The sequence below is a fragment of the Tunturiibacter empetritectus genome, from assembly GCF_014201375.1.
Lineage (GTDB): Bacteria > Acidobacteriota > Terriglobia > Terriglobales > Acidobacteriaceae > Edaphobacter > Edaphobacter lichenicola_D.
Genome location: NZ_JACHDZ010000006.1, coordinates 99,148 through 119,043, shown reverse-complemented (window position 1 = coordinate 119,043; position 19,896 = coordinate 99,148). Strand labels below are relative to the sequence as shown.

Annotated in this window: 18 protein-coding genes and 1 pseudogene; 10 read left to right on the top strand and 9 right to left on the bottom strand. The window is 60.1% G+C overall.

Features of this window, described 5'->3' with window-relative positions; all coding sequences use genetic code 11:
• Positions 1-182 precede the first annotated feature (182 nt).
• Positions 183-749, top strand: a complete 567-nt coding sequence (locus tag HDF10_RS16670) for a lipocalin-like domain-containing protein (protein ID WP_183815381.1) — start codon at positions 183-185, stop codon at positions 747-749.
• Between the two features lie 37 nt (positions 750-786).
• Here the strand turns inward: HDF10_RS16670 and HDF10_RS16665 are convergent, their stop codons facing one another.
• The 4 genes from HDF10_RS16665 to HDF10_RS16650 form a co-directional block, all read right to left on the bottom strand.
• Positions 787-2,148, bottom strand: coding sequence for an ethanolamine ammonia-lyase subunit EutB (locus tag HDF10_RS16665; RefSeq protein ID WP_183815374.1), 1,362 nt, complete (start codon positions 2,146-2,148; stop codon positions 787-789).
• 466 nt (positions 2,149-2,614) lie between these two features.
• The gene (locus HDF10_RS16660) at positions 2,615-4,666 is read right to left on the bottom strand and encodes an EAL domain-containing protein (RefSeq protein ID WP_183815372.1); all 2,052 of its coding nucleotides are present in this window, start codon (positions 4,664-4,666) and stop codon (positions 2,615-2,617) included.
• A gap of 31 nt (positions 4,667-4,697) precedes the next feature.
• The gene (locus HDF10_RS16655) at positions 4,698-5,657 is read right to left on the bottom strand and encodes a TIGR01777 family oxidoreductase (RefSeq protein WP_183815370.1); all 960 of its coding nucleotides are present in this window, start codon (positions 5,655-5,657) and stop codon (positions 4,698-4,700) included.
• Positions 5,654-6,208, bottom strand: a complete 555-nt coding sequence (locus HDF10_RS16650) for an SRPBCC family protein (protein WP_260177964.1) — start codon at positions 6,206-6,208, stop codon at positions 5,654-5,656. The genes HDF10_RS16655 and HDF10_RS16650 overlap by 4 nt, the downstream gene beginning before the upstream one ends.
• Before the next feature lie 170 nt (positions 6,209-6,378).
• On the opposite strand from HDF10_RS16650, the gene HDF10_RS16645 reads away from it, so the two are divergent.
• From HDF10_RS16645 to HDF10_RS16635, 3 genes are read left to right on the top strand one after another with little or no spacing between them, the layout of a single operon-like run.
• The gene (locus tag HDF10_RS16645) at positions 6,379-6,780 is read left to right on the top strand and encodes a BlaI/MecI/CopY family transcriptional regulator (protein WP_183815368.1); all 402 of its coding nucleotides are present in this window, start codon (positions 6,379-6,381) and stop codon (positions 6,778-6,780) included.
• On the top strand, positions 6,780-8,150 hold the full coding sequence (locus HDF10_RS16640) for a M56 family metallopeptidase (RefSeq protein ID WP_260177976.1): 1,371 nt from the start codon (positions 6,780-6,782) through the stop codon (positions 8,148-8,150). Before HDF10_RS16645 ends, HDF10_RS16640 begins: the two co-directional genes overlap by 1 nt.
• 33 nt (positions 8,151-8,183) lie before the next feature.
• Positions 8,184-9,773: a Do family serine endopeptidase gene (locus HDF10_RS16635; protein WP_183815364.1), complete on the top strand. Its 1,590-nt coding sequence runs from the start codon at positions 8,184-8,186 to the stop codon at positions 9,771-9,773.
• A 62-nt stretch (positions 9,774-9,835) separates the two neighbouring features.
• On the opposite strand, the gene fdhD is transcribed toward HDF10_RS16635, so the two are convergent.
• From fdhD to HDF10_RS16615, 4 genes are all read right to left on the bottom strand, one after another.
• Positions 9,836-10,774 carry a formate dehydrogenase accessory sulfurtransferase FdhD gene (gene fdhD / locus HDF10_RS16630; protein WP_183815362.1) on the bottom strand — a complete coding sequence of 313 codons (939 nt, stop codon included), beginning with the start codon at positions 10,772-10,774 and terminating at the stop codon, positions 9,836-9,838.
• A gap of 48 nt (positions 10,775-10,822) precedes the next feature.
• Positions 10,823-11,761: a carbohydrate kinase family protein gene (locus tag HDF10_RS16625; RefSeq protein ID WP_260177963.1), complete on the bottom strand. Its 939-nt coding sequence runs from the start codon at positions 11,759-11,761 to the stop codon at positions 10,823-10,825.
• A 61-nt stretch (positions 11,762-11,822) separates the two neighbouring features.
• Complete coding sequence (locus tag HDF10_RS16620) at positions 11,823-13,001, bottom strand: acyltransferase family protein (RefSeq protein ID WP_183815770.1); 1,179 nt, start codon at positions 12,999-13,001, stop codon at positions 11,823-11,825.
• A 26-nt stretch (positions 13,002-13,027) separates the two neighbouring features.
• Complete coding sequence (locus tag HDF10_RS16615) at positions 13,028-15,259, bottom strand: alpha-N-acetylglucosaminidase (RefSeq protein ID WP_183815360.1); 2,232 nt, start codon at positions 15,257-15,259, stop codon at positions 13,028-13,030.
• 45 nt (positions 15,260-15,304) lie between these two features.
• Here HDF10_RS16615 and HDF10_RS21020 point away from each other — a divergent pair, with 45 nt between their 5' ends.
• Positions 15,305-15,433, top strand: coding sequence for a hypothetical protein (locus HDF10_RS21020; protein ID WP_260177962.1), 129 nt, complete (start codon positions 15,305-15,307; stop codon positions 15,431-15,433).
• Positions 15,434-15,477: 44 nt separating this feature from the next.
• Entirely contained in the window at positions 15,478-16,764 is a 1,287-nt protein-coding gene (locus HDF10_RS16610) for a GRP family sugar transporter (RefSeq protein ID WP_183815358.1), read from the top strand.
• 146 nt (positions 16,765-16,910) lie between these two features.
• Here the strand turns inward: HDF10_RS16610 and HDF10_RS16605 are convergent, their stop codons facing one another.
• Positions 16,911-17,546 carry a TetR/AcrR family transcriptional regulator gene (locus HDF10_RS16605; RefSeq protein WP_183815356.1) on the bottom strand — a complete coding sequence of 212 codons (636 nt, stop codon included), beginning with the start codon at positions 17,544-17,546 and terminating at the stop codon, positions 16,911-16,913.
• A gap of 88 nt (positions 17,547-17,634) precedes the next feature.
• Here HDF10_RS16605 and HDF10_RS16600 point away from each other — a divergent pair.
• From HDF10_RS16600 to HDF10_RS21005, 4 genes and pseudogenes are all read left to right on the top strand, one after another.
• Positions 17,635-18,245, top strand: a pseudogene (locus HDF10_RS16600) (isochorismatase family protein).
• A 35-nt stretch (positions 18,246-18,280) separates the two neighbouring features.
• Positions 18,281-18,610 carry a hypothetical protein gene (locus tag HDF10_RS16595; protein ID WP_183815354.1) on the top strand — a complete coding sequence of 110 codons (330 nt, stop codon included), beginning with the start codon at positions 18,281-18,283 and terminating at the stop codon, positions 18,608-18,610.
• Positions 18,607-19,404, top strand: coding sequence for an MFS transporter (locus HDF10_RS21010; protein WP_260177961.1), 798 nt, complete (start codon positions 18,607-18,609; stop codon positions 19,402-19,404). Before HDF10_RS16595 ends, HDF10_RS21010 begins: the two co-directional genes overlap by 4 nt.
• Entirely contained in the window at positions 19,389-19,886 is a 498-nt protein-coding gene (locus HDF10_RS21005) for an MFS transporter (protein WP_406706660.1), read from the top strand. Before HDF10_RS21010 ends, HDF10_RS21005 begins: the two co-directional genes overlap by 16 nt.
• The last annotated feature ends 10 nt before the right edge of the window (positions 19,887-19,896 follow it).

Genomic DNA, 19,896 nt, shown 5'->3' with positions numbered 1-19,896 from the left:
GCTGGCCCTTGGTTCGCTTGAGAGGATGGCTCTGCGCAGGGCGGTCGAGGCAGGTGCACGCAAAGGAAAGAACAAGAGCAGATTCCTTCGCTGCGCTGCGGAATGACAAATAAAAGAACAGGCAACCGCAACATCAAATGCAGATGTTGGGGTTCCGCAGTACTCTTCAACGGAGGAAACTTATGCGATCGTTTCTTGCCTCAATCGGTTGCTGTTTCGCGCTGGCCGCCAGTCTAACGAGTTACGCCCAATCGACCCATCGGGCCACAGAGGAGCAAGGCGTCACCGCCGTAACGGACAAATTAGTTGGCACGTGGCGGCTCGTCAGCGTGGAGACGATTCGCGCGAACGGTGAAGTCATCTATCCGTTCTACGGCCGACATCCGGAAGGAGTGTTGATCTACGACCGCAGCGGTTGGATGAGCGTGCAGATTGTTTCGGACCCGAAACCAACTTCGTCGAGCAGTAGCTCTCGAGAGGGCCTGCTGGCGGCGACGCCGTCTGAAAAGGCTAGTCTGGTTGACGGCTACTATGCGTATTGCGGTACCTGGACTATAGACAAGTCAAACTCCACAGTGACCCACCACATCAAACAATCGCTATATCCAGCCGAGCGGGGCACGGAGGGTGTCCGGAACTTTTCTCTGGATGGTAGTCGGCTGATATTAGTCGCAAAAGGGATTCATGAGATGGGAGAAGTTCACGAGCGGAGTTTAGTTTGGGAGCGCGTTCCGTCTGAGTTGCCATAGCTTCAGCTAGTGACAGTGACAAGCGTATGGAGTGTGTCTAGGGGAGCATGGCGGGTAGCGTAAGGCGGTGGGGGGCGGTGGTGTTGAGCCAGGCTTCGAACTCGGGGGCTGGGCGGAGGTTGAGGAGGCGGCGGAGGTAGAGGGCGTCGTGGAAGGAGGTGCTCTGGTAGTTGAGCATGATGTCGTCGGCTCCGGGAACGCCCATGATGTAGCTGACGCCTGCGGCGCCGAGCATGGTGAGGAGGGCGTCCATGTCGTCCTGGTCGGCTTCGGCGTGGTTGGTGTAGCAGATGTCGCAGCCCATGGGGAGGCCGAGGAGTTTGCCGCAGAGGTGGTCTTCGAGGCCGGCGCGGAGGATCTGCTTGCCGTCGTAGAGGTACTCGGGGCCGATGAAGCCTACGACGGTGTTGACGAGCATGGGGTTGAAATGGCGGGCTACGGCGTAGGCTCGGGCTTCGAGGGTCTGCTGGTCTACATTATGATGCGCGCCCGCGCTCAGGCTGCTGCCCTGGCCGGTTTCGAAGTACATGATGTTGGGGTTGGGATTTTCCGGCGCGCGGTTGAGGCTGCGGGCCTGCTGGTGGGCCTCTTCGAGGAGGGCGAGGTTGATGCCGAAGCTGGTATTGGTGGCTTCGGTGCCACCGATGGATTGGAAGAGGAGGTCGAGTGGGGCGCCCTGCTGCATGGCCTGCATCTGCGTGGTGAGGTGGGCAAGGACGCAGGATTGGGTGGGGATCTCGTAGCGGCGGCGAATGTGGTCGATGAGATGGAGGAGATTGGTGAGGGTGGCGACGTTGTCGGAGACGGGGTTGATGCCGATGACAGCGTCGCCTGAGCCGAGGAGGAGGCCGTCGAGGATGGAGGCGGCGATTCCGGCTGGGTCGTCGGTGGGGTGGTTGGGTTGGAGGCGGGTGGAGAGGCGGCCGGGGAGGCCTACGGTGGTGCGGAACTTTGTTACTACGGAGATTTTGCGGGCGACGAGGATGAGGTCCTGCAGGCGCATGAGTTTGGAGACGGCGGCGGCCATCTCCGGGGTGAGGCCAGGAGCGAGGGCGGCGAGGCTGACGGGGGTTGCGGCGTCGGAGAGGAGATGGTCGCGGAGTTCGCCTACGGTGAGGCTGGAGATTGTGGCGAAGGCGGTGGTGGCGGCGGGGGTGCGGCTGGTGTCGAGGATGAGGCGGGTGACTTCGTCGGTCTCGTAGGGGATGATGGCTTCGTTGAGGAGGTGGGTGAGGGGGAGATCGGCGAGGGCGTGCTGTGCGGCTACGCGTTGCTGGGCGGAGGTGGCGGCGAGGCTTGCGAGCTCGTCGCCGGAGCGGGCGGGGGTGGCTTTGGCGAGGAGGTCGGCTAGGGACTCGAAGGTGTAGCGGACGCTCGCTATGGTGTGGGCGTGGGCCATTGGGTACTACGCTAGCAGGTTGGCGGTGGTGTTAGAGCGGATGTTGCGTTTGTTTTGCTGCTACAACTGCAAAGACAAATACAAAGGATAAATGCGGGGGTCTCTCCACTGCGCCGCGCGATGAGACTGCGCGACCCCGGTCGAGATGACGATTTTTTTGGGGGAACGAACGAGCAAAACGCAAAGGCAAGAGCAGATGCCTGAGGGATGACAAACAAAGAACAAGCAACGACAGAGATAAGAGCAAGTGCATGTGCAAAGATGCAGGGGGAAGAGTTTACATTCCCACCTATCGCAAAGTGCGCGATGGATGGGGCACCCGATGGATTGCGGCTGAGTGGCTAAGAACAGGCAACGGCAAATGCGGGGGTCTCTCCACGGAGTCGCGCGATGTGACTGCGCGACTCCGGTCGAGATGACGATTTTATTGGGATGGCACGATGCGATGCGGTGGAGCTTGCTTGGCTTAGTGGTGGGTTTCTAGTTTTACTTTTAGGACGGTATTGAGGTCGGCGAGGCGTTGCATCTCGCGCTTCTCTTCGTCGATATCCCGGATGGCGACTACGCCGCCGGAGACCTTTCCGTCGGGGTCACGGACGGGAGCTGCGGTGAGGCTGATCCAGGCGCTGGACCCGTCGCTGTGGAAGCGCAGGTACTCGGTTGGGCCGATGGACTGTCCGCCCAGGATGGCGTTGGCGAGCGGGTGGTCCCGATTGTCGGTGGCACCCGGCGTGGAGGGTGCGTCGGGGGAGAAGGAGATGGACTCCCTGCAGTAGTCGTCGATGACAGTGGGAAGGGTGGCGGAGCTGCGAAGGATCTCCTCGGCGCGCGGGTTGCTCTTTACGACGCGGCCGTCGGGTGCTTCGGCGATGACAAGGCCTACGGGGACGGCGTCGAAGATTGCCTGGAGACGGGCTTCGCTGCGACGGAGAGCCTCTTCGGCACTCCTCTGGGCGTTGATGTCCTCGACGGTGCCATACCAGCGGATGATCTCTCCGTTCTTGCGGCGTGCGGTGGCGCGGGCGCGCATCCAGCGCCAGCTGCCATCGATGCGGCGGATGCGGTACTGAACGTCGAGCGGGCGGCCGGTGCGGAGGGATTCAGACCAGGTGCGGGATGTTGGTCTGACGTCTTCGGGATGGAGGGCGCGAATCCAACCGGTACCGAGGGACTCGGGGATGGAGAGGCCGGTGAGGCTCTCCCATCGCTGGCTGGCGTCGAGGATCATGCCGTTGGGGTCGGCGGTCCAGGGGACCTGGGGGTTGAGTTCGACTGTGTGACGGAAGTGGTCTTCGCTTTCGGCGAGGGCTTGCTCGGCCTGCTTGCGGTGGGTGATATCGACGACCGAGACGGAGATGCCGATGACCTCGCTGGCCTCGTCGCAGGCGGGGTGGAAGGAGATGAGGTGGGTGCGTTTTTCGTTGAGGGGGTTGGGGTCGGGGTAGCAGATTTCGAGGTTGCTGCTGGCTTCGCCGTTGAGGGCGCGCATGAGGTAGGGTTCGCAGAGGGGGTAGACGGAGGGCATGACCTCGGAGATGTAGCGGCCGAGGTGGGCGGCTACGGGGAGGTGATGCATCTCGGCGAGGCGCTTGTTGACGCTGACGTAGCGCAAGTTGCGATCGATGAAGCAGAGGCCGACGGGGACGCCGTCGTAGATGGCGTTGAGCTGGGCGAGGCGTTGGGTGGGAAGAGCTTCGAGACGGAGGGGAAGGGTGGAGTCGGCTGCGGGGGAGCGCGGCTCGGGGACTGGAGGGACGGGGTCGAGCCTGGCGGCGAGGACTTCGGGGAGTTGCTCGGGTGGGACGGGGCGACCGTAGAGCCAGCCCTGGCCGAGGTCGCAGCCGAGCCAGAGGAGCATATCGGCTGTGGTTTGGCTTTCGACGCCTTCGGCTACGGTGGTGAGACTGAGACTGTTTCCGAGGCCGACGATGGCGGCGGCGATCTTGCGGCTCTCGCGGGTGTGGCCCATGGAGCGGACGAAGCTGGCGTCGATTTTGAGCTCGTCGAAGGGGAGGGACTGGAGGTGGCGGAGGCTGGAGTAACCGGTGCCGAAGTCGTCGAGGGCGAGACGGGAGCCTTGCTCTTTGAGTTCGGTGGCGATGCGGTAGGCTTGCTCGGTGTTGGCGACGAGGGCGCTCTCGGTGATCTCGAGGATGAGGCGGTTGAGGGGGAAGCTGGCTTGCTCGGCGGCGGTGCGGATGTGTTTGGGGAGGGAGAAGTCGGTGAGCTGGGTGAGAGAGATGTTGACCGAGAGGGTGAGGTGTCCGGGGATGTCTTTGGCGGCGGCGAAGACGGCTCGGAGGAGAGTGCCGGTGAGTAGACCGTTGAGGCCGGCGTCTTCGGCGAGGGGGATGAATTCGTTGGGAGTGATGAGGCCGCGGTTGGGATGCTGCCAGCGCGCGAGGACTTCGAATCCGCTGAGCAGGCCCGTGCGCAGCTCAACGAGCGGTTGAAAGTACGGAATGATTTCGTTCTTCTCAAGCGCTCTACGCAGATCGTTCGCGTCTTCCGCAGCCATGGCAACGACGATACTACGGCCCGGATGCAAGTTATACAGGGAATTTTCGAGATCGCCATTGAGCGACGAGATCACGGGCGGCGGAGGGCCAGTCGGGGTAGGTGAACTGGAAGCCGGCGGTGAGGAGTCGGCCGGGAATGACCTGGCGGCTTTTGAGGATGAGCTCGGATTCGGTGCGCAGGAGGAAGGTGCCGATCTCGAGCATCCACGGCGCAGTGGGTAGGCCGATGCGAGTGCCCCAGGCTTGGCGGAGGATGCGGAGGAAGTCGCGATTTGGGAGGGGATTTGGCGACGCGAGGTTGATTGGGCCGGTGATGGCTGGGGTGGCGATGAGGAACTCGACGGCACGGAGGAAGTCGGTCTCGTGAATCCAGGAGACGAATTGAGTGCCGGGTGCGTTGGTGCCGCCGAGGCCGTGGCGGACGAGACTGAGAAAGACGTCGAACACTCCTCCGGGGTCTGGGCTGAAGGTCATGGCGCTGCGTAAGGCGACTTTGCGGGTGCGTGGGAGCGGGGTCGAGAAGAAGGCGGACTCCCAGGCTTTGGCAACTTCGATGGAGAAGTTCCATGTGTCGGGTGCGCCGGGCTCGTTGCCGCCGAGTTCTCCGGAGGCCTCGTCCATGGGGCGATCGAGGGAGTGGCGATAGATGGTGGCGGTGCTTGCGTTGAGCCAGAGGGCGGGTGGGTGCTCGAGGGAGGCGATTGCTTCGTCGAGGATCTTTGTGGAGAGGACGCGGGAGTCGAAGATGGCGCGGCGGTTGGCGGGAGTGTAACGGCAGTTGACGCTGCGGCCGGCGAGGTTGATGCAGACGTCGCTCCGTTCGAGTTCGGCGACCCATGGGCCGGTGGTGAGGCCGTTCCATGGGACGATGCGCCAGGGAGCGGTGTGTGGAGTGCGGCTAAAGACGATGACTGTGTGGCCTTGATTGTGAAAATGACGGGCGAGGATGTGGCCTACCTGGCCGGTGCCGCCGGGGATGACTATCTTCATGAGCGCGTTTGCCTCTGGGCTGGCTGGTTCGTCGCTGCGGTCGTGGTCTGGGTTAGCGGCTCGGTCTGGGGTGGCAGATAACGCTGCCAGTCGGAGGATTCGGCGAGCTGCTTGATGACTGCGTTTCGTTCGCGGACGAGTGACAGCATGTAGTTGCGAAGAAAGAGCACTTCGGCAAGAGGCCCGAGGATGGGAAGGGGAGCGGAGATGCGGAGGAGATCCTGCATCTCGGTTGCGCCGGAGGGAAGGGTGTGGAAGATGTGATCGGCCTGCATGAAACGGAAGATTCCCTTCGTCATGGTGACCTGGAAGTAGGTTGGTGGTTCGAAGGCCGTGACTTCGTTGGTGAGGTTTTGCCAGGTGCCAAAGTGTTTGGCGCGCCAGGTGACCTGGTCGGAGAGGTTGGTGAGGCCGGAGGTCAGGCCGCCTACTGCGAGGGCTTGCTCGCCGCCGTGGATGTTGCGGAGGAGATGGACCTCGACGCTGCGGGAGAGATCGAAGCAGCGCTCGATGGGGGCTGCAATGGTTGTGATCTCCTTGATGTTGAACATCGTTGGGGTTTCCCTCTCCAGCAAGAGTAAATGTGACGCTGCTTTCGAATGGAGCGCGTAGGAGAGGAGATTATTTTTTAGTTGTGCTAACTAATGGATTAGTTGGTCGTCTCTCCTCTGAGTAAGTTCTTACTTCTTCTGGTTTGAAGGGGTTTGGAAGTTGAGAGAGTATGCCGCCTAAGAAATCCATCACGTTGACAGAGGCTGAGTTACGGCTCATGAAGATTTTGTGGGCGCGTGGCGAGTCGGCTGTGGGGGAGCTGGTGGCTGCGATGCCTGAGGGGGAGGCGCTGGCTTATAACTCGGTGCTGACGACGATTCGGATCCTGGAGCAGAAGGGGTATGTGCGGCATCGGCAGGAGGGCAGGGCATTTCTGTATAGTCCGTGCGTTGCGGAACAGGAGGCCAGCCGGTCGGAGGTTCGTCATATGATGCAGCGGTTCTTTGGCAACTCGAGAGAGAAGTTGCTGCTCTCGCTGCTGGGCGATGACGAGGTGACGGCGGAGGAGTTGCAGCGGCTGAAAGAGGCGATTGCGGCGGCTGCGGATGACCGCGCGGGAGACGAGCTGTGATGGTCAACTTTCTGCATGGTGTCGAGGGGCTGTCGCGAGTGGCGGCTGGGTCGGTCGTGTCGGGGTTGTGGCAGGGTGTGGTGCTGGCGGCTTGTGTGGGGATCTGTTTGCGGCTGATGCCGAAGATGACTGCGGCGATCCGGTTTGCAGTGTGGACGGCGGTGTTTGCGGTTCTGGCGTTGCTGCCGCTGCTGCATGCGTATGGAATGCGCGCTGGGGGTGAGGCGTCTGGCGCATTGGTGCATGTGGATGTGCGATGGAGCTTTGCGATTGCTGGGCTGTGGCTTGCGGTTTCGTTGGTGCGCGGAGTGAGGCTGGCGATCAGTGCGGTGCAACTGCATGGGATATGGAAGCGCGCGACTCCGGTGAAGATGGGCGCAGGTTGGGGTTCTTCGCTGGCGGCGGCGGGATGGCGCGGGGTGACGCTTTGTACGTCGATGGATGTGGACCGGCCGAGTGTGATTGGATTTTTTTCGCCGCGGATCTTGATTCCGCTTGAGGTGTTTGAGCGGCTTAGTCCGGTGGAGCTGGAGCAGATTGTGCTGCATGAGATGGGGCATCTGCGGCGGGCCGATGACTGGATGAATCTGGTGCAGAAGATCGGGTTGGTGCTGGTGCCACTGAATCCGGTTTTGCTGTGGATCGAGCGGAGGCTGTGCTTCGAGCGGGAGCTGGCATGTGACGACGCAGTGCTGCGATTGACGAAGGCTCCGAAGGCGTATGCGGCTTGCCTGACTGGGCTGGCGGAGCAGCGGCTGGGGCGGCGAGCGGCCACGCTCTCGCTGGGTGCGTGGGAGGGGCGGTCGGAGCTGGCACAGAGGGTGCATAGTATTCTGCGGCGCAGCGAAGGGATGGGCAGGACGCAGGCTCGCGTGATGATGAGTGTGCTGGTGCTCGGACTTGTTGGAGGAGCGGCTGAGCTTGCGCGCTGTCCGGAGGTGGTTTCGTTCTCCGGTGGTGCGGCTCCTTTGCATGCGGACGCGCGGAGTTTTGCTGCGGCTGGCGTGGAATATCAGGCGGTTGGGTTTCATGCTTCATTTCCTGTTTCGAGGACAAGCGCTGCGATGGGAGCCGCGCATGAGACGCTGCTGAAGGCTTCTATGCCGATGAATTCGGTCCGGCAGGTTTCGCCCCAGCAGAGTGTTGTGGCTGCCAAGCGTCGCCATGCTGTGCATTCGGCTGCGTTGCTGCGAGCGAAGCAGGATCGAGCGATGCAGCGGGCGCAGCGGATGCAGGGATGGGTGGTGATGACCTCGTGGGAGGAGTCTTCGCAGCCAAGGATGGTGCTCACGGTGTCGAGTGAGCGGGTGTTTTCTTCTTCGTTTGCAGCTGTGCCTACCGCGGGCGGCTGGCTGGTCATTCAACTTTAAACAAAGCTGTACGAACCGTTGTGAGGATCGATCATGTCGTTTGAAACTAATAAATTAGTAGGTAAAGCGGGGCGGGTTGCCGTTCCTGCAGGTGCTGCCGCGGCTCTGGTGCTGGCAGCTGGAATGTTCGTTCATCACAATGGGGTGCATGCGGCGGTGATCTCTTCGCCGATCGCGTCGCCTGCGCCGATGGATGACAACAGTGTCTCGTCGCTGGTGGCGCTGGACAACGCTGTAGAGGCGGTTGCGGCGCGGGTTACGCCTGCGGTGGTGAATGTGGCGGTTACGTCGCGTGGATCGGCGGAATCGGAACATGAGACCGGCAACGATCAGGAAGATGGTTCACAGCAGGGACAGAGTCTGCCGCCGGGGCTTCAGCAGTTCTTTGGACAACTGCCGCCGGGGATGATGCAGCAGAGGCCGCAGCAGCCTCAGCTGGAGCATGGGATTGGCAGCGGAATCATCATCTCGCCGGATGGATATATCGTTACGAATAATCACGTGGTCGATGGTGCGGTGGAGATGCGGGTAACGCTGCATGACCGGCGTGTGCTGAAGGCGAAGCTGGTGGGGCGTGATCCGCTGACTGACATTGCGGTGATTAAGGTGGAGGCGCATGATCTGCCGAGCATTGCGTGGGGTGATTCGACGAAGCTGAAGCCGGGACAGACGGTGCTGGCGTTCGGTAGCCCGTTTGGATATTTTCAGTTTTCTGTGACGCGGGGCATTGTGAGTGCGGTGGATCGGCAGAATCCTTATCGTGATGATGCGCGGAAGCCTGGTGGCTATATTCAGACCGATGCGGCGATCAATCCGGGAAATTCGGGTGGGCCGCTGGTGAATGCGCGTGGAGAGCTGGTTGGGATCAGTACGTTCATCATCTCGAATGGTGGGTCGTTTGCGGGCGCAGGGTTTGCAATTCCTTCGCAGATGGTGCGGGCGACGGCGGAGCAGCTGATCAAGACGGGTGCGGTGCATCATGGCTATCTCGGGATCAGCATGAACGATGTGACGCCTGAGAATGCGAGCTTCTTCAACCTGAAGGAGGCGACGGGAGCGATTGTGACGCAGGTGACGCCGGATTCTCCGGCTGCGCAGGCAGGGCTGAAGAACGGCGACGTGATCGATGAGCTGAATGGGCAGAAGGTGATCAACGGAGGCGCGCTTCAGGTTGCGGTGAGCGAAGATTCTCCGGGGACGCAGATTGCTTTGGGCATCATTCGCAATGGCTCTTCGCAGACTGTGAATGTAAAGGTCGGCGAGTACCACAAGGATGCTGAGGTGGCGAGCAATGGTGACAGCGCTGGTCCGCAGAAGGGCAAGCTGGGATTGGCTGTCGCTGAGCTGACGGCTGAGGTGCGGCAGCAGTTGCATATTCCTTCGCAGGTGCAGGGCGTTGCGATTCAGAGCGTTCGTCCGGGAAGCCCGGCTGATGATGCGAGCCTTGCTCCCGGGGATGTGATTCTTGAAGTGGATCGGCATCCGGTGACTTCGGCGGAGCAGTTTGTAAATGCGGCGCACGCGAATGCGGCAGGGAAGGATCTGTTGCTGCTGGTGTGGTCGCAGGGTGGAGCGAGCTATCGAGTGGTTCATCCTGATGCAGGGAACCAGAGCGGGATGTAAGAGCTGATGTACCTTGGGCCGCTGCGGGAGATCGCGGCGGCCTTTCTTTTTTGGCGTGGTGCCTAGTCGGAGGTGTGGCCTAGGATGTGCTCTGCGCCGTGGTAGATGTTGAAGTGGCCTTCGCGAAGGAAACCGACGAGGGCGATGTCGAAGTCCTTTGCGACTTGTACGGCGAGGCTGGAGGGAGCGCCGACAGAGGCGACCATGGAGACTCCACCCATGAGGGCTTTCTGCAGGAGCTCGAAGCTGGCGCGGCCGGAGAGTAGGAGCAGAGTGTCGCGGAGGGGAGTGCGATCGGCGAGAAACTCTGCGCCGAGGAGCTTGTCGACTGCGTTGTGACGGCCTACGTCTTCGCGGACGGAGAGGAGTTCGCCTGCGGCGTTGAAGAGAGCTGCGCCGTGGATTCCGCCAGTTTGATTGAAGAGGGTTTGGGCCTGGCGCAGACGATTCGGCAGCTGGTAGAGAACTTCGGCTTCGATTTGGAAGACGTTTTTTCTGCGCGGGGGACAGACGGTTTGGAGTGCGAGCAGAGAGGCTTTGCCGCAGATGCCGCAGCTGGAGGTGGTGTAGAAGTTGCGCTCGAGGTTGGCGAGGCTTACGGCTACTTTGGGTACGAGGTCTACACGGACGACGTTTTTTTCTGGACGATAGGGGAGCGCGGTTTCGGTTTGGAGATCTGTTGCCGGGAGTTCGGCTCTGTTGGCGAGGTAGACGATCTGGTCGATGTCGTTGGGGTCGCGCACGACTCCTTCGGTCATGAGGAAGCCAGCGGCAAGATCGAAGTCGTGGCCGGGTGTGCGCATGGTGATGGAGATGGACTTTACGGATCTTGCGTCGAGAGGGCCGTGGGCTAGTTGAATCTCGAGGGGTTCCTCGACGGCGAGGGCGTCCTGGGCGTGATGCGAGCTGAGGCCGAGAATTTTTTCGATGGAGACGGTGTGGGTGGCTCGGCTCAGCTCTGCATTCGTTCGGGGATTCTGAGTGGGATGGGAGCTCTTCATGAGCGTGTGAGTCCTTCGGAAGACCTGGCGGTGGATTAGGGAACGGGCTTAGACGTAGTGAGGTGCGTGATGCCGTGAGCCGGTTTTTATTAGATCTTCGATGGTTTCGAGGGGTTGGATTCCGCCTCTGGCTCCGACTGCGGTGCAGTTTAGAGCAGCGGCGGCACACGCGAAGTTGAGTTGGCGCGACAGGGGCCAGTCTTGCAGCAGGCCGTAGATGAATCCTGCGTGGAAGATATCGCCGGCGCCGGTGGTGTCGACTACGGAGACGCAGTAGGCGGGAGTGTGATGGAGCTGTTTGCCATCCCAGGCGACTACGCCTTCTTCGCCTAGCGTTGCGGCTACGAGAGTGCATCCGTAGCGGCGTTGGATTTGCTGTAACGCTTTTTCTAGGTTGGGCTCCGAGGTGAGACAGGGGGGGAAGTCTCGGCTCACGATGAGGTAGTCGATGTTTTCGATGAGCTCTTCTACGCCGGGATAGAGCTCGTCGAGATCGGCGATGACCGGTATGCCGGCGGCGCGGGCCCAGATGGCTGCGAGGGTTGCTGCGGCGGTGTCGTGGCCGTCGACGTGAAGGGCTCGGGCGTTGACAATCCATTCGCGATTGAGGTCGGTGGGCTGGAGGATGAGCCGCTCGTCTCGGCGGCAGAGGACGGTTCGTTCGCCGCCGGCGTCGACGAGGATTAAAGATTGTGGGCTGGCGGCGCCTGCGGCTGTGATGATCTGCGTCTCGACACCTGCGTGCGCGAAGGCTTCGCGATGAAGAGCGGCGGCTGCGTCGTCGCCCAGCTTGCCGACGTAGCGCGTTTTAATTCCCCAGCGCTGGCAGGCTACGACGGTCGATGCGACTTGTCCTCCTGGTAGCACGGTGGCGGTTTGATACTCGACCTTGGAGCCGCGTGGTGGGTAAGTGACCAGTGGGATGACGGTGTCTGTGGCGTTGAGCCCGACGCCGACCAGATCGACCTTCGACAGTTTCGTCATCATTTAAATGTAATGGAATCGTGCGTCCTGCGATATCGGCTGGACGCACGATGGTTGAAGGGATTTAGATTTTGATGAAGATTTTGCGGCGGTAGAGGACTGCTACGAAGAGCCAGCAGACGGCCACGAACGCGAGGCCGTAGAGCAGAGAGGCGAAGGGTATATTCGGAACGGCTTGGAGGATCGTGCGAAAGATGGATTGCTGCAGGTTGACGCCGGAATGCACATGAATGCTGGCGATGGCGGCTGCGAACAGCTCCGAGAAGGCGTAGGCGACGATGGCGTTGGTTCCAAAGATGAAGAAGGGTTTGAGGACGCCGGAGTGATCTTGTTTGGCGGGTTTTTTCCCGGGGAGATCGACGAGGAAGAGGCTGAGGGCGAGGAGTGAGAGGCTGAGACCGCCGGCGAAGAGGACGAAGGAGCTGGTCCAGAGTTTTTTGTTGATGGGGAAGGAGAGGTTCCAGAGGCCGCCCAGGAGAATGCCGCTGAGGCCAGCGATGGCGATGCCGGTTATCTTCTGGTTGAGCGTGCGCTGGGTGCGCAGCCAGATGCCGGTGAGAACGCCGAAGAGAGCGGTAGCTAGCGCAGGGATCGTACTGAGAAGACCTTCGGGGTCGCGGGTGTGCTCGTAAAGATGAGAAGCTGAAAATAACTGGCGGTCGAGCCATGCGGTGAGGTTCGCGTCGCGATCGAGTAGGGGAATGTCGTGGGTGGGGACGCCGTATCCAGGGACAGGAACGAAGCGCATGAGGATCCAATAGATGGCGAGTGCGGAGACGGCTAGAACTGCTTTGCTGCGCCAGCCGGGACTGAGGATGTAGAGCGAGGCGATGACGAAGTAACAGATGGCGATGCGGGGAAGCACACCGTAAAAGCGCATCGTGTGGGGGTTGAAGAAGGGAAAGCTGTGGATCACGAGGCCGACTAAGTACAGCGTGATGGAGCGGCGCAGGACGTGTAGGAAGAGTGTCTGTTTTGTGGCGCCTTGTGCGAGCCTCGAAGCAGTGGAGAAGACGGTCGAGATGCCGACGAGGAAGAGAAAGGTGGGAAATACGAGGTCGGTTGGGGTGAAGCCATTCCAGGCCGCGTGCTTGAGTGGCCAGTAGGCCAGCTGTTCATCGCCGTTGTTGTTGACGAGGATCATAAAGGCGATGGTGAGACCTCGCAGGAAGTCGAGCGAGAGGAGGCGTGCTGGGCGGGTGCCGGTGAGAGAGGGCCAGGGGGTTTGGGAGGGTGCGCTCATCGTTGTCATAGTTTACCGGTCATAGTTTACTGGTGTGCCTCGGATTGTTGATTGGGAGCTAGGTGAAGTGTATGTGCGATGGCCAGGGCAGCATCGTATGAGTCGCCGTGCGGTGTGGCGTCGTAAGCTTTCTGGCTGTGATTCCACTGGTCGCCAAAGGCATACCAATCGATGGCTTTTGGAGCTTCGCCGGTGTCGAGCGCGGTGGAGATCGAGTCGAAGTACATCTGCCAGCGGACCATGTAGTAGTCGCGGGTTAGGCCGGCCCAGTCGCGGTTGCCGTACTCGTGAAGGCCGTACTCGCTGGCTTTGCGGTCGCCCCAGGTGGTGAGGATGGAGCGGGCGTCGTAGTTGAGACGGTTGAGCTCTGTGGGTGAGGAGGCCCAGGCTGGGACGTAGGAGAGCCATCTGCCGAGGAGGAAGAATGGGCTGGTCTGGAGGAGCTGGTCTTGTAGCTCCATGTCGCGAAGCCACTCCTTCGTGAGAGTGGCGAAGGCGATTTTGTCTTTGGAGTCGTAGGCCTGTTTTATCAACGGCAAAAGACGGCGGCTTTCGTTGGCCATGGTCTGCCGGGCCACGTCGACCAGGTCGTAGCGGTAGGTTTCGGTGGAGCGTAGTGCGGGGTCGACTTCGAGAAGTTCGGTGAGGGTGGGCGCGAAGTCGGCTGGGTTGTAGCGCAGGACGTCGGGGGACCAGGTTGCGGCGCGGGTTGCGGTCAGGGATGGTTGAGAGTTGAAGACGGAGTCTTGTGAGGCGTCGCGTTCTCCGTGCTGTGTATTGCCGTCGGCTCGATAGCCGTAGGCCGTTTTCAAGAGGATCTGCCAGGCTTGACGAGCGTGTGGGTCATCTGCGCCGTATCGACGGGTGGCGTAGGCGTTGGTCCATTGGGTCAAATCGACTGGATCAGCGTGCCAGGCCATCTCGGTGTAGAGGTCGAAGGCGAAGGGGTTGGTGTCCATGCCTTCGGTGAAGACGGCGGTGCCGACGATGCGGCTGCCGGGGAGCGCGGCCATCTTCGGGAGGCGAACTGCGTAGTCGTAGACGGGCGCTCCCATGGTGGTGCGTCCGCCGAACTCCCACAGGCCGCCGTAGAGCCAGGATGCGCTGCGAAACTCGCGGTCACGGTCGTCTCGGGGGATGCGGCCCTGCTCGATCTCGGCTATGAGGACGTGGCTGGTGTCGAGGGAGGAGAGGAGCTCCTGGGTTGGGTTCTGCTGCCATCCAAGCAGCATCCACAGTGCGTCGGGGTGGTCGCGCAGCAGGGCTTGCTGTACTTTTTTTGCGGCTGCGGGGATAGGGACGTCGCCGGCTGCTCCACCCTCCTGGAATATCTCCATGTCGTAGATCGCTGAATCGCCATAGAGGGCGTGCTGATGGCGGTAGAAAGATGTCGCTAGTTTGTCGAAGTTTGGATCGCGGGGATCGAGCCAGCCGGGACGAGTGAATCCGTTCCAGTCGCCTTGCGTGATGACGTGTGCGCCGGGGTGAAGTGTGGCGAAGTCTGCGGGGACGATGCCGTAGTAGCCGGGCAGGACGGGCGTGATGTCGAGGCTGCGGAGGGTTGCGATAAGTTGTTGTGCGGAATGCGATCGCTTCTCGAGAAGCTCCTTTGAGATCGGGCCCTGGAAACAGCACATGTTGCCCATGAGCTGCCAGTTCTGGTGGGCTGGCTGGACGATCCAATTGCGGATGGCCTCGTCGGAGTAGCCGGCGTCGCGGAAGGTCTGGTAGAGGACGAGATCCATGCCGCGCTCGATGAGGATGGCGTTGGTGCCGCTGAGGGCGAGGAGGTCGATCTCATGTTGCCAACGCTGCTGGTCCCAGTAGGGAGCGGAGTAGCCGTCGACGTTTTCGTTCAGGGCGTAGCGCCAGGGGTAGAGTGCGGGTCTCTCGATGGGTGCGTCGGGTGCGGGGAGAGTGAGGTTGGGAGAGCCGAGTTGAGAGCCGTTTGGCGAAATCTGCAGGTGGGCCACATACTTCAGATACCAGTTGACGCCGTAGAGCAGGGTTGGTTGCGTGGCGGCTTCGACGCGAATGTGGCCTCGTGTGCCGGTGATGCGGAAGTAGTCTTTGTGATCGGGTTTCGGGACGAGAGCCAGTTGAAGCTGTGGCGCGAGGTGAGGCATGAGACGCTGAAGCACACCTTCGGCGGGTGCTGTGGAGGATTCGACAGATGCGAATGCGGGCGGCATCGTGAAACCGGCGAGGATGAGAGCGACGGGGAGTAGCGGGATTGCGAGGATCTGCCTCAGAAGCATGCACTCCAATGTAGCGAAGTTTAATGGAGGACGAAACCACTTAGTATGGACAAGATCGTGGAGGGTGATTTGGATTTCGGAAAAAGGATAAGGATGATTGCTACGGATAGCCACTTCCTGGTGCCGCTCTGTGTGCTTGTGCTGGGGATTGCTTTGCTGGCGGCGTTGCACTAGACGGCAAGCGCGGCAGGGTTGAAAGAAAGTATCGAGGGAGTGGAATGGCACTTGCTTTAGAGGGGGTAAGACGAAAGGGATTGTCTCTGCATGGTTTGGGCGTCGTCTGCGGATTGACGGCGGGTGTTTGGCTGGGGGCCGCGGAGGCTCCCACGAAGCTTGTGAATGCAGGGTTCTCGCCGTTTGCCATCTCGCTGTGTATGGTCGCTGGGGTGTTCACGGCGCGGTGGACCTTTCCTACGCTGCTGAAGGGGACGGGCTATGTCTTCGAGGATCTTTCGGAGAGGAAGCATCTGATTGTCTGGGCGCTGCTGGCAGGCGCGCTGTGGGCGGTTGCCAATACTCTGACCGTCTTTGCGATTCGGGATGTTGGGTTGGCAGTGGCGTTTCCGATGTGGAATGCGAACTCGCTGATTGGATTGTTCTGGGGACGAGTTCTGTTTCGTGAGTTGGAGGGGGCGAGCGGCAGGAATACTACAAAGGTGGTGCTGGGCGCGATTGCGATCGTGATTGCTGCAGTGATGCTGGGCTTCAGCACGATCCACGGCGGGGCAGTGGGGAGTCATGCTCTTCGCGGAATTGTTGCGGCGTTGGGCGCGAGTTTGATGTGGGGGACGATGTATGTTCCGTATCGCAAGGCTTATCTGAGTGGGATGAATCCGCTGTCGTTTGTGACGGTGTTTACGGTAGGAGAACTGGGGACGGTGTTGGCGTTGACGCTGGCTCTGGACGGCGGGGTGCACTCGTCTGCGTTTCAACTGTTCCATATGCCGGGGGTTTTGTTCTGGCTTTTTCTGGGAGGGTTCGTCTGGGTGGTGGGCGATCTGTTCCAGCAGTTTGCGGCGAAGTATCTGGGGATTGGGCGCGGGATCCCGCTCTCGAATACGAATCAGCTTTGGGGACTTGCGTGGGGTGCGCTGGTGTTTGGCGAGTTGGCGAAGGTTGATCGGCACACACGGTGGATGGTCATTGGAGGGTCCGTCCTTATGATCCTTGGTGCACTTGCGATCAGCACGGCGGTTGCTTCAGCGAAGGAGCAAAGCTCAACGAATGAGGCGGTTCTGCGAGAGTGCAATCGATACGGCTTGGACTATCAGCGAACGATGATGGCGCAGGCGGGAGATGAGTTTGGCGGGAGAGGCGGGCGGCGTCGGTGGTGGGATTACCTCATCGTGCTGACGGCCACTGCAGTTTTTGTCACGCTGGGGGTTCGCGCGATGGTTCCACCGCTGAGGATGAACCTTGGCTGGGTTGTGATTCTGAGCGCGGTGCTGCTGGTTAGTCTTCTTGTTGGGGGATTGAGTCTTTGGCGGCGGACGCGATTCAGCTAGGGCTCCAAGCGCACGTCGAATAAACGGGAGGTTCCACCTGATTACGAGTATGGGGCCTAATTTGAGGGGCGTGGGTCACTCAAACTCGTCATCGAGCCGCGAAGATGCAATAGCTGGTTGAGTCTCGGGATTCACTTCCTGGGAATTCACTTCCGCATTCGATCTTTATGAGATGGGGCCAGGCGCGAATTTAAATAGGCTGCGAGAGCGACCTTGTATTCCTTGACCAATTCTTCTCGCTCTTTCGAGTTGGTTTCTGCATAGAGCTTGTTCATGCTCTTGATGATGCCTAGAGCGACGTTCGCCATTCGGAATGCCACTTCCTGCGAAATGGCAGGTTTTTTGCTTCGGAATACCTTAGCGATTCGCTCCCGTAACCGGTTTCTTGCCTCCTGGCTACGTTTGTATTTCACAGGAGCGTCGAGGATTGCGAAGTAGGCCGGGTGGTCCTCTACGAAACCTGTCGTCAGCTCAACAAACCGATGGGCTATTTGCTCGGCCGACATCTCCGCCACAGTCTCCTCATTGAGGTGCGCCCAGCGCTCTTCCATCTCTGCGACGTATTGGCTCCGAAGTGCCAGGACTATGGCAGGCAGGTTGGGAAAGTACTGATAGACCGTTCCGATGGATGCATTGGCTCGGTCGGCGATCTCTGTCATGGTGGCGGCGTCGTAGCCAACTTCAGCCAACAAAGACGCAGCGGCATCGAGCAATTGTGCGACGCGCCGTTCGCCCCGCTCCTGCTGGGGAGCCCGCCTTGGGCTTGACATTGTTGAGGACATGCTCATATTCTAACTCTGAGAAGAAATTGAGGGTATCCTCATGTTTTAGGTATATATCGATCTCCTCTCAGTCCTCGATCGAGCACTCATGCTGGTTGATCCTAACGGTAATCTGAATCAACAGAAGGAGAACAAGATGGCAATAACGTCGCTTGACCCGAAGACTGCTCCAGTTATCATCGACCTGCAGAACGGCATCGTTGCGATGCCTACCGCGCATCCGGTGGGAGAGGTCGTGAAGCAAGCCAGCGCGTTAGCAGGCGCCTTCCGTCGGTATGATCTGCCGGTAGTGCTCGTCAACGTCTCTGCCGGAGCACCTCGTCGCACGGAACAGGCTCCGAGGGTTCGTGAGTTTCCTGCCGTATGGACCGATCTGGTTCCTGAGTTGGATCAGCAGCCTGAGGAACATGCCGTAACGAAGCCAACGTGGGAAGCGTTTACGGGTACTGGCCTTGAGGAACACCTGAAGAAGCAGGGCGTCCGCAGGTTGTCATCGTCGGCATCGCAACCAGCTCTGGTGTTGAGTCAACTGCTCGCCAGGCGCACGAGTGCGGCTTTAATGTCACCGTCGCCGTTGACGCTATGACAGATATGAACCTCGATGCTCATACCAACAGCATCATGCGAATCTTCCCACGTCTTGGCGAAACGGGCACGACTCAGGAGCTTCTTGGATGCCTCGACAGCATCCGCGCGTGACCGTGGGTTTTTAACGAAAGAGGAGGGCTTGACGGATGGAATGGAGTCACCCAGCAGCGTACATGTTTGGTGGTGTTTTTCTCACAAACGCTATTCCGCATTTTGTGAGCGGTGTGATGGGGCGTCCCTTTCAGAGCCCATTTGCTAAACCGCCTGGTCAAGGGCTTTCTTCTTCTACCGTGAACGTGCTTTGGGGGTTTTTAAACCTGGTGGTTAGTTATGTTCTGATATGCCGTGTCGGCAGCTTCAGTTTGCGATCTACTGATCATGTTGTTTCGTTGGGATCGGGCGTTCTTCTGATGAGCATGATCATGGCGCGCAGCTTCGGACGGTTCCACGGCGGCAACTCTCCTGGGAACTCATGAGCAGTCCGGTGAAAGGCACCTTCCGTTCGCTGGATAGCTTCAACTATCGAGTGTGGGCTGGCGGGGCGCTGATCTCTAACGTGGGAACGTGGATGCAGCGCACCGCGCAGGATTGGATCGTCCTCACGCAGTTGACCCACCACTATGCGACCGCTGTCGGTGTGGTCATGGCGCTCCAGTTCGGACCGCAGGTGCTCTTATTGCCGCTGACTGGTTTTGCCGCGGATCATCTCGACCGGCGAAAGCTCCTGATCGCGACTCAGGCGACGATGGGAACGCTGGCCCTGGGACTGGGGATTCTCACTGTTGCTGGGATCATTCAGTTGTGGCATGTATATGTATTTGCGTTTCTGCTGGGTTGGGTGACTGCGTTCGATTCGCCGACGCGCCAGAGCTTCGTCTCGGAGTTGGTGGGAGAGGCTGATTTGCCGAATGCAGTGGGGCTAAATTCGACCTCATTTAATGCTGCGCGGACGATCGGTCCTGCCATCGCAGGCATTCTTATCGCAGCCGTGGGCTCCGGGTGGGTGTTCCTTATCAATGCGGCTTCTTTTGTCGCCGTGCTTTGCTCGCTGAGCCTTCTTCGCGTGGGGGAACTTCATCGCGAGGCGAGAGCCGTCCGCAAACGTGGGAGCCTCATCGAAGGGTTTCGTTACGTTTGGAAGCGGCCCGATCTAAAGGCTATTTTTCTTATGCTCTTTTTGATTGGTACGTTCGGAATCAACTTCCCGATCTTTATCTCAACCATGCCGTCACCGTCTTCCATGCTGAAGCGAGCCTGTACGGGCTCTTGACGTCGACTATGGCGATTGGATCGGTTGCCGGCGCGCTTCTCGCCGCGAGACGAGAAAGACCTAACATGACTCCATTGCTAGCAGGTGCGGCGGTCTTCGGGGTCGGCTTGGCACTGGCGGCGATCATGCCTAACTTCTGGCTCTTTGGCCCCGCCCTTATCGTTATCGGGGTGTCTGCGCAAACTTTCACTACCTCGACGAACAGCTTGGTGCAACTCTCAACCGAGCCCGCGATGCGTGGACGTGTGTTGGCCATCTTTCTCGCTGTGGTCTTCGGGGGCACACCCATCGGCGCGCCGATGGTCGGCTGGGTCGCTGATAGATTTGGGCCGCGTTGGGCGCTTGGCATTGGCGATGCTTCAGGGTTTGCTGCAGCAATTGTCGGCGTCTACTACCTAGCGAAGTATCGTCATCTGCGGGTGAGCGTCAACGCTGGACGTCTCCGCTTCACCATGGATGAAGGTAGTTTCGCTGCGCATTGAGTGTTCGTTT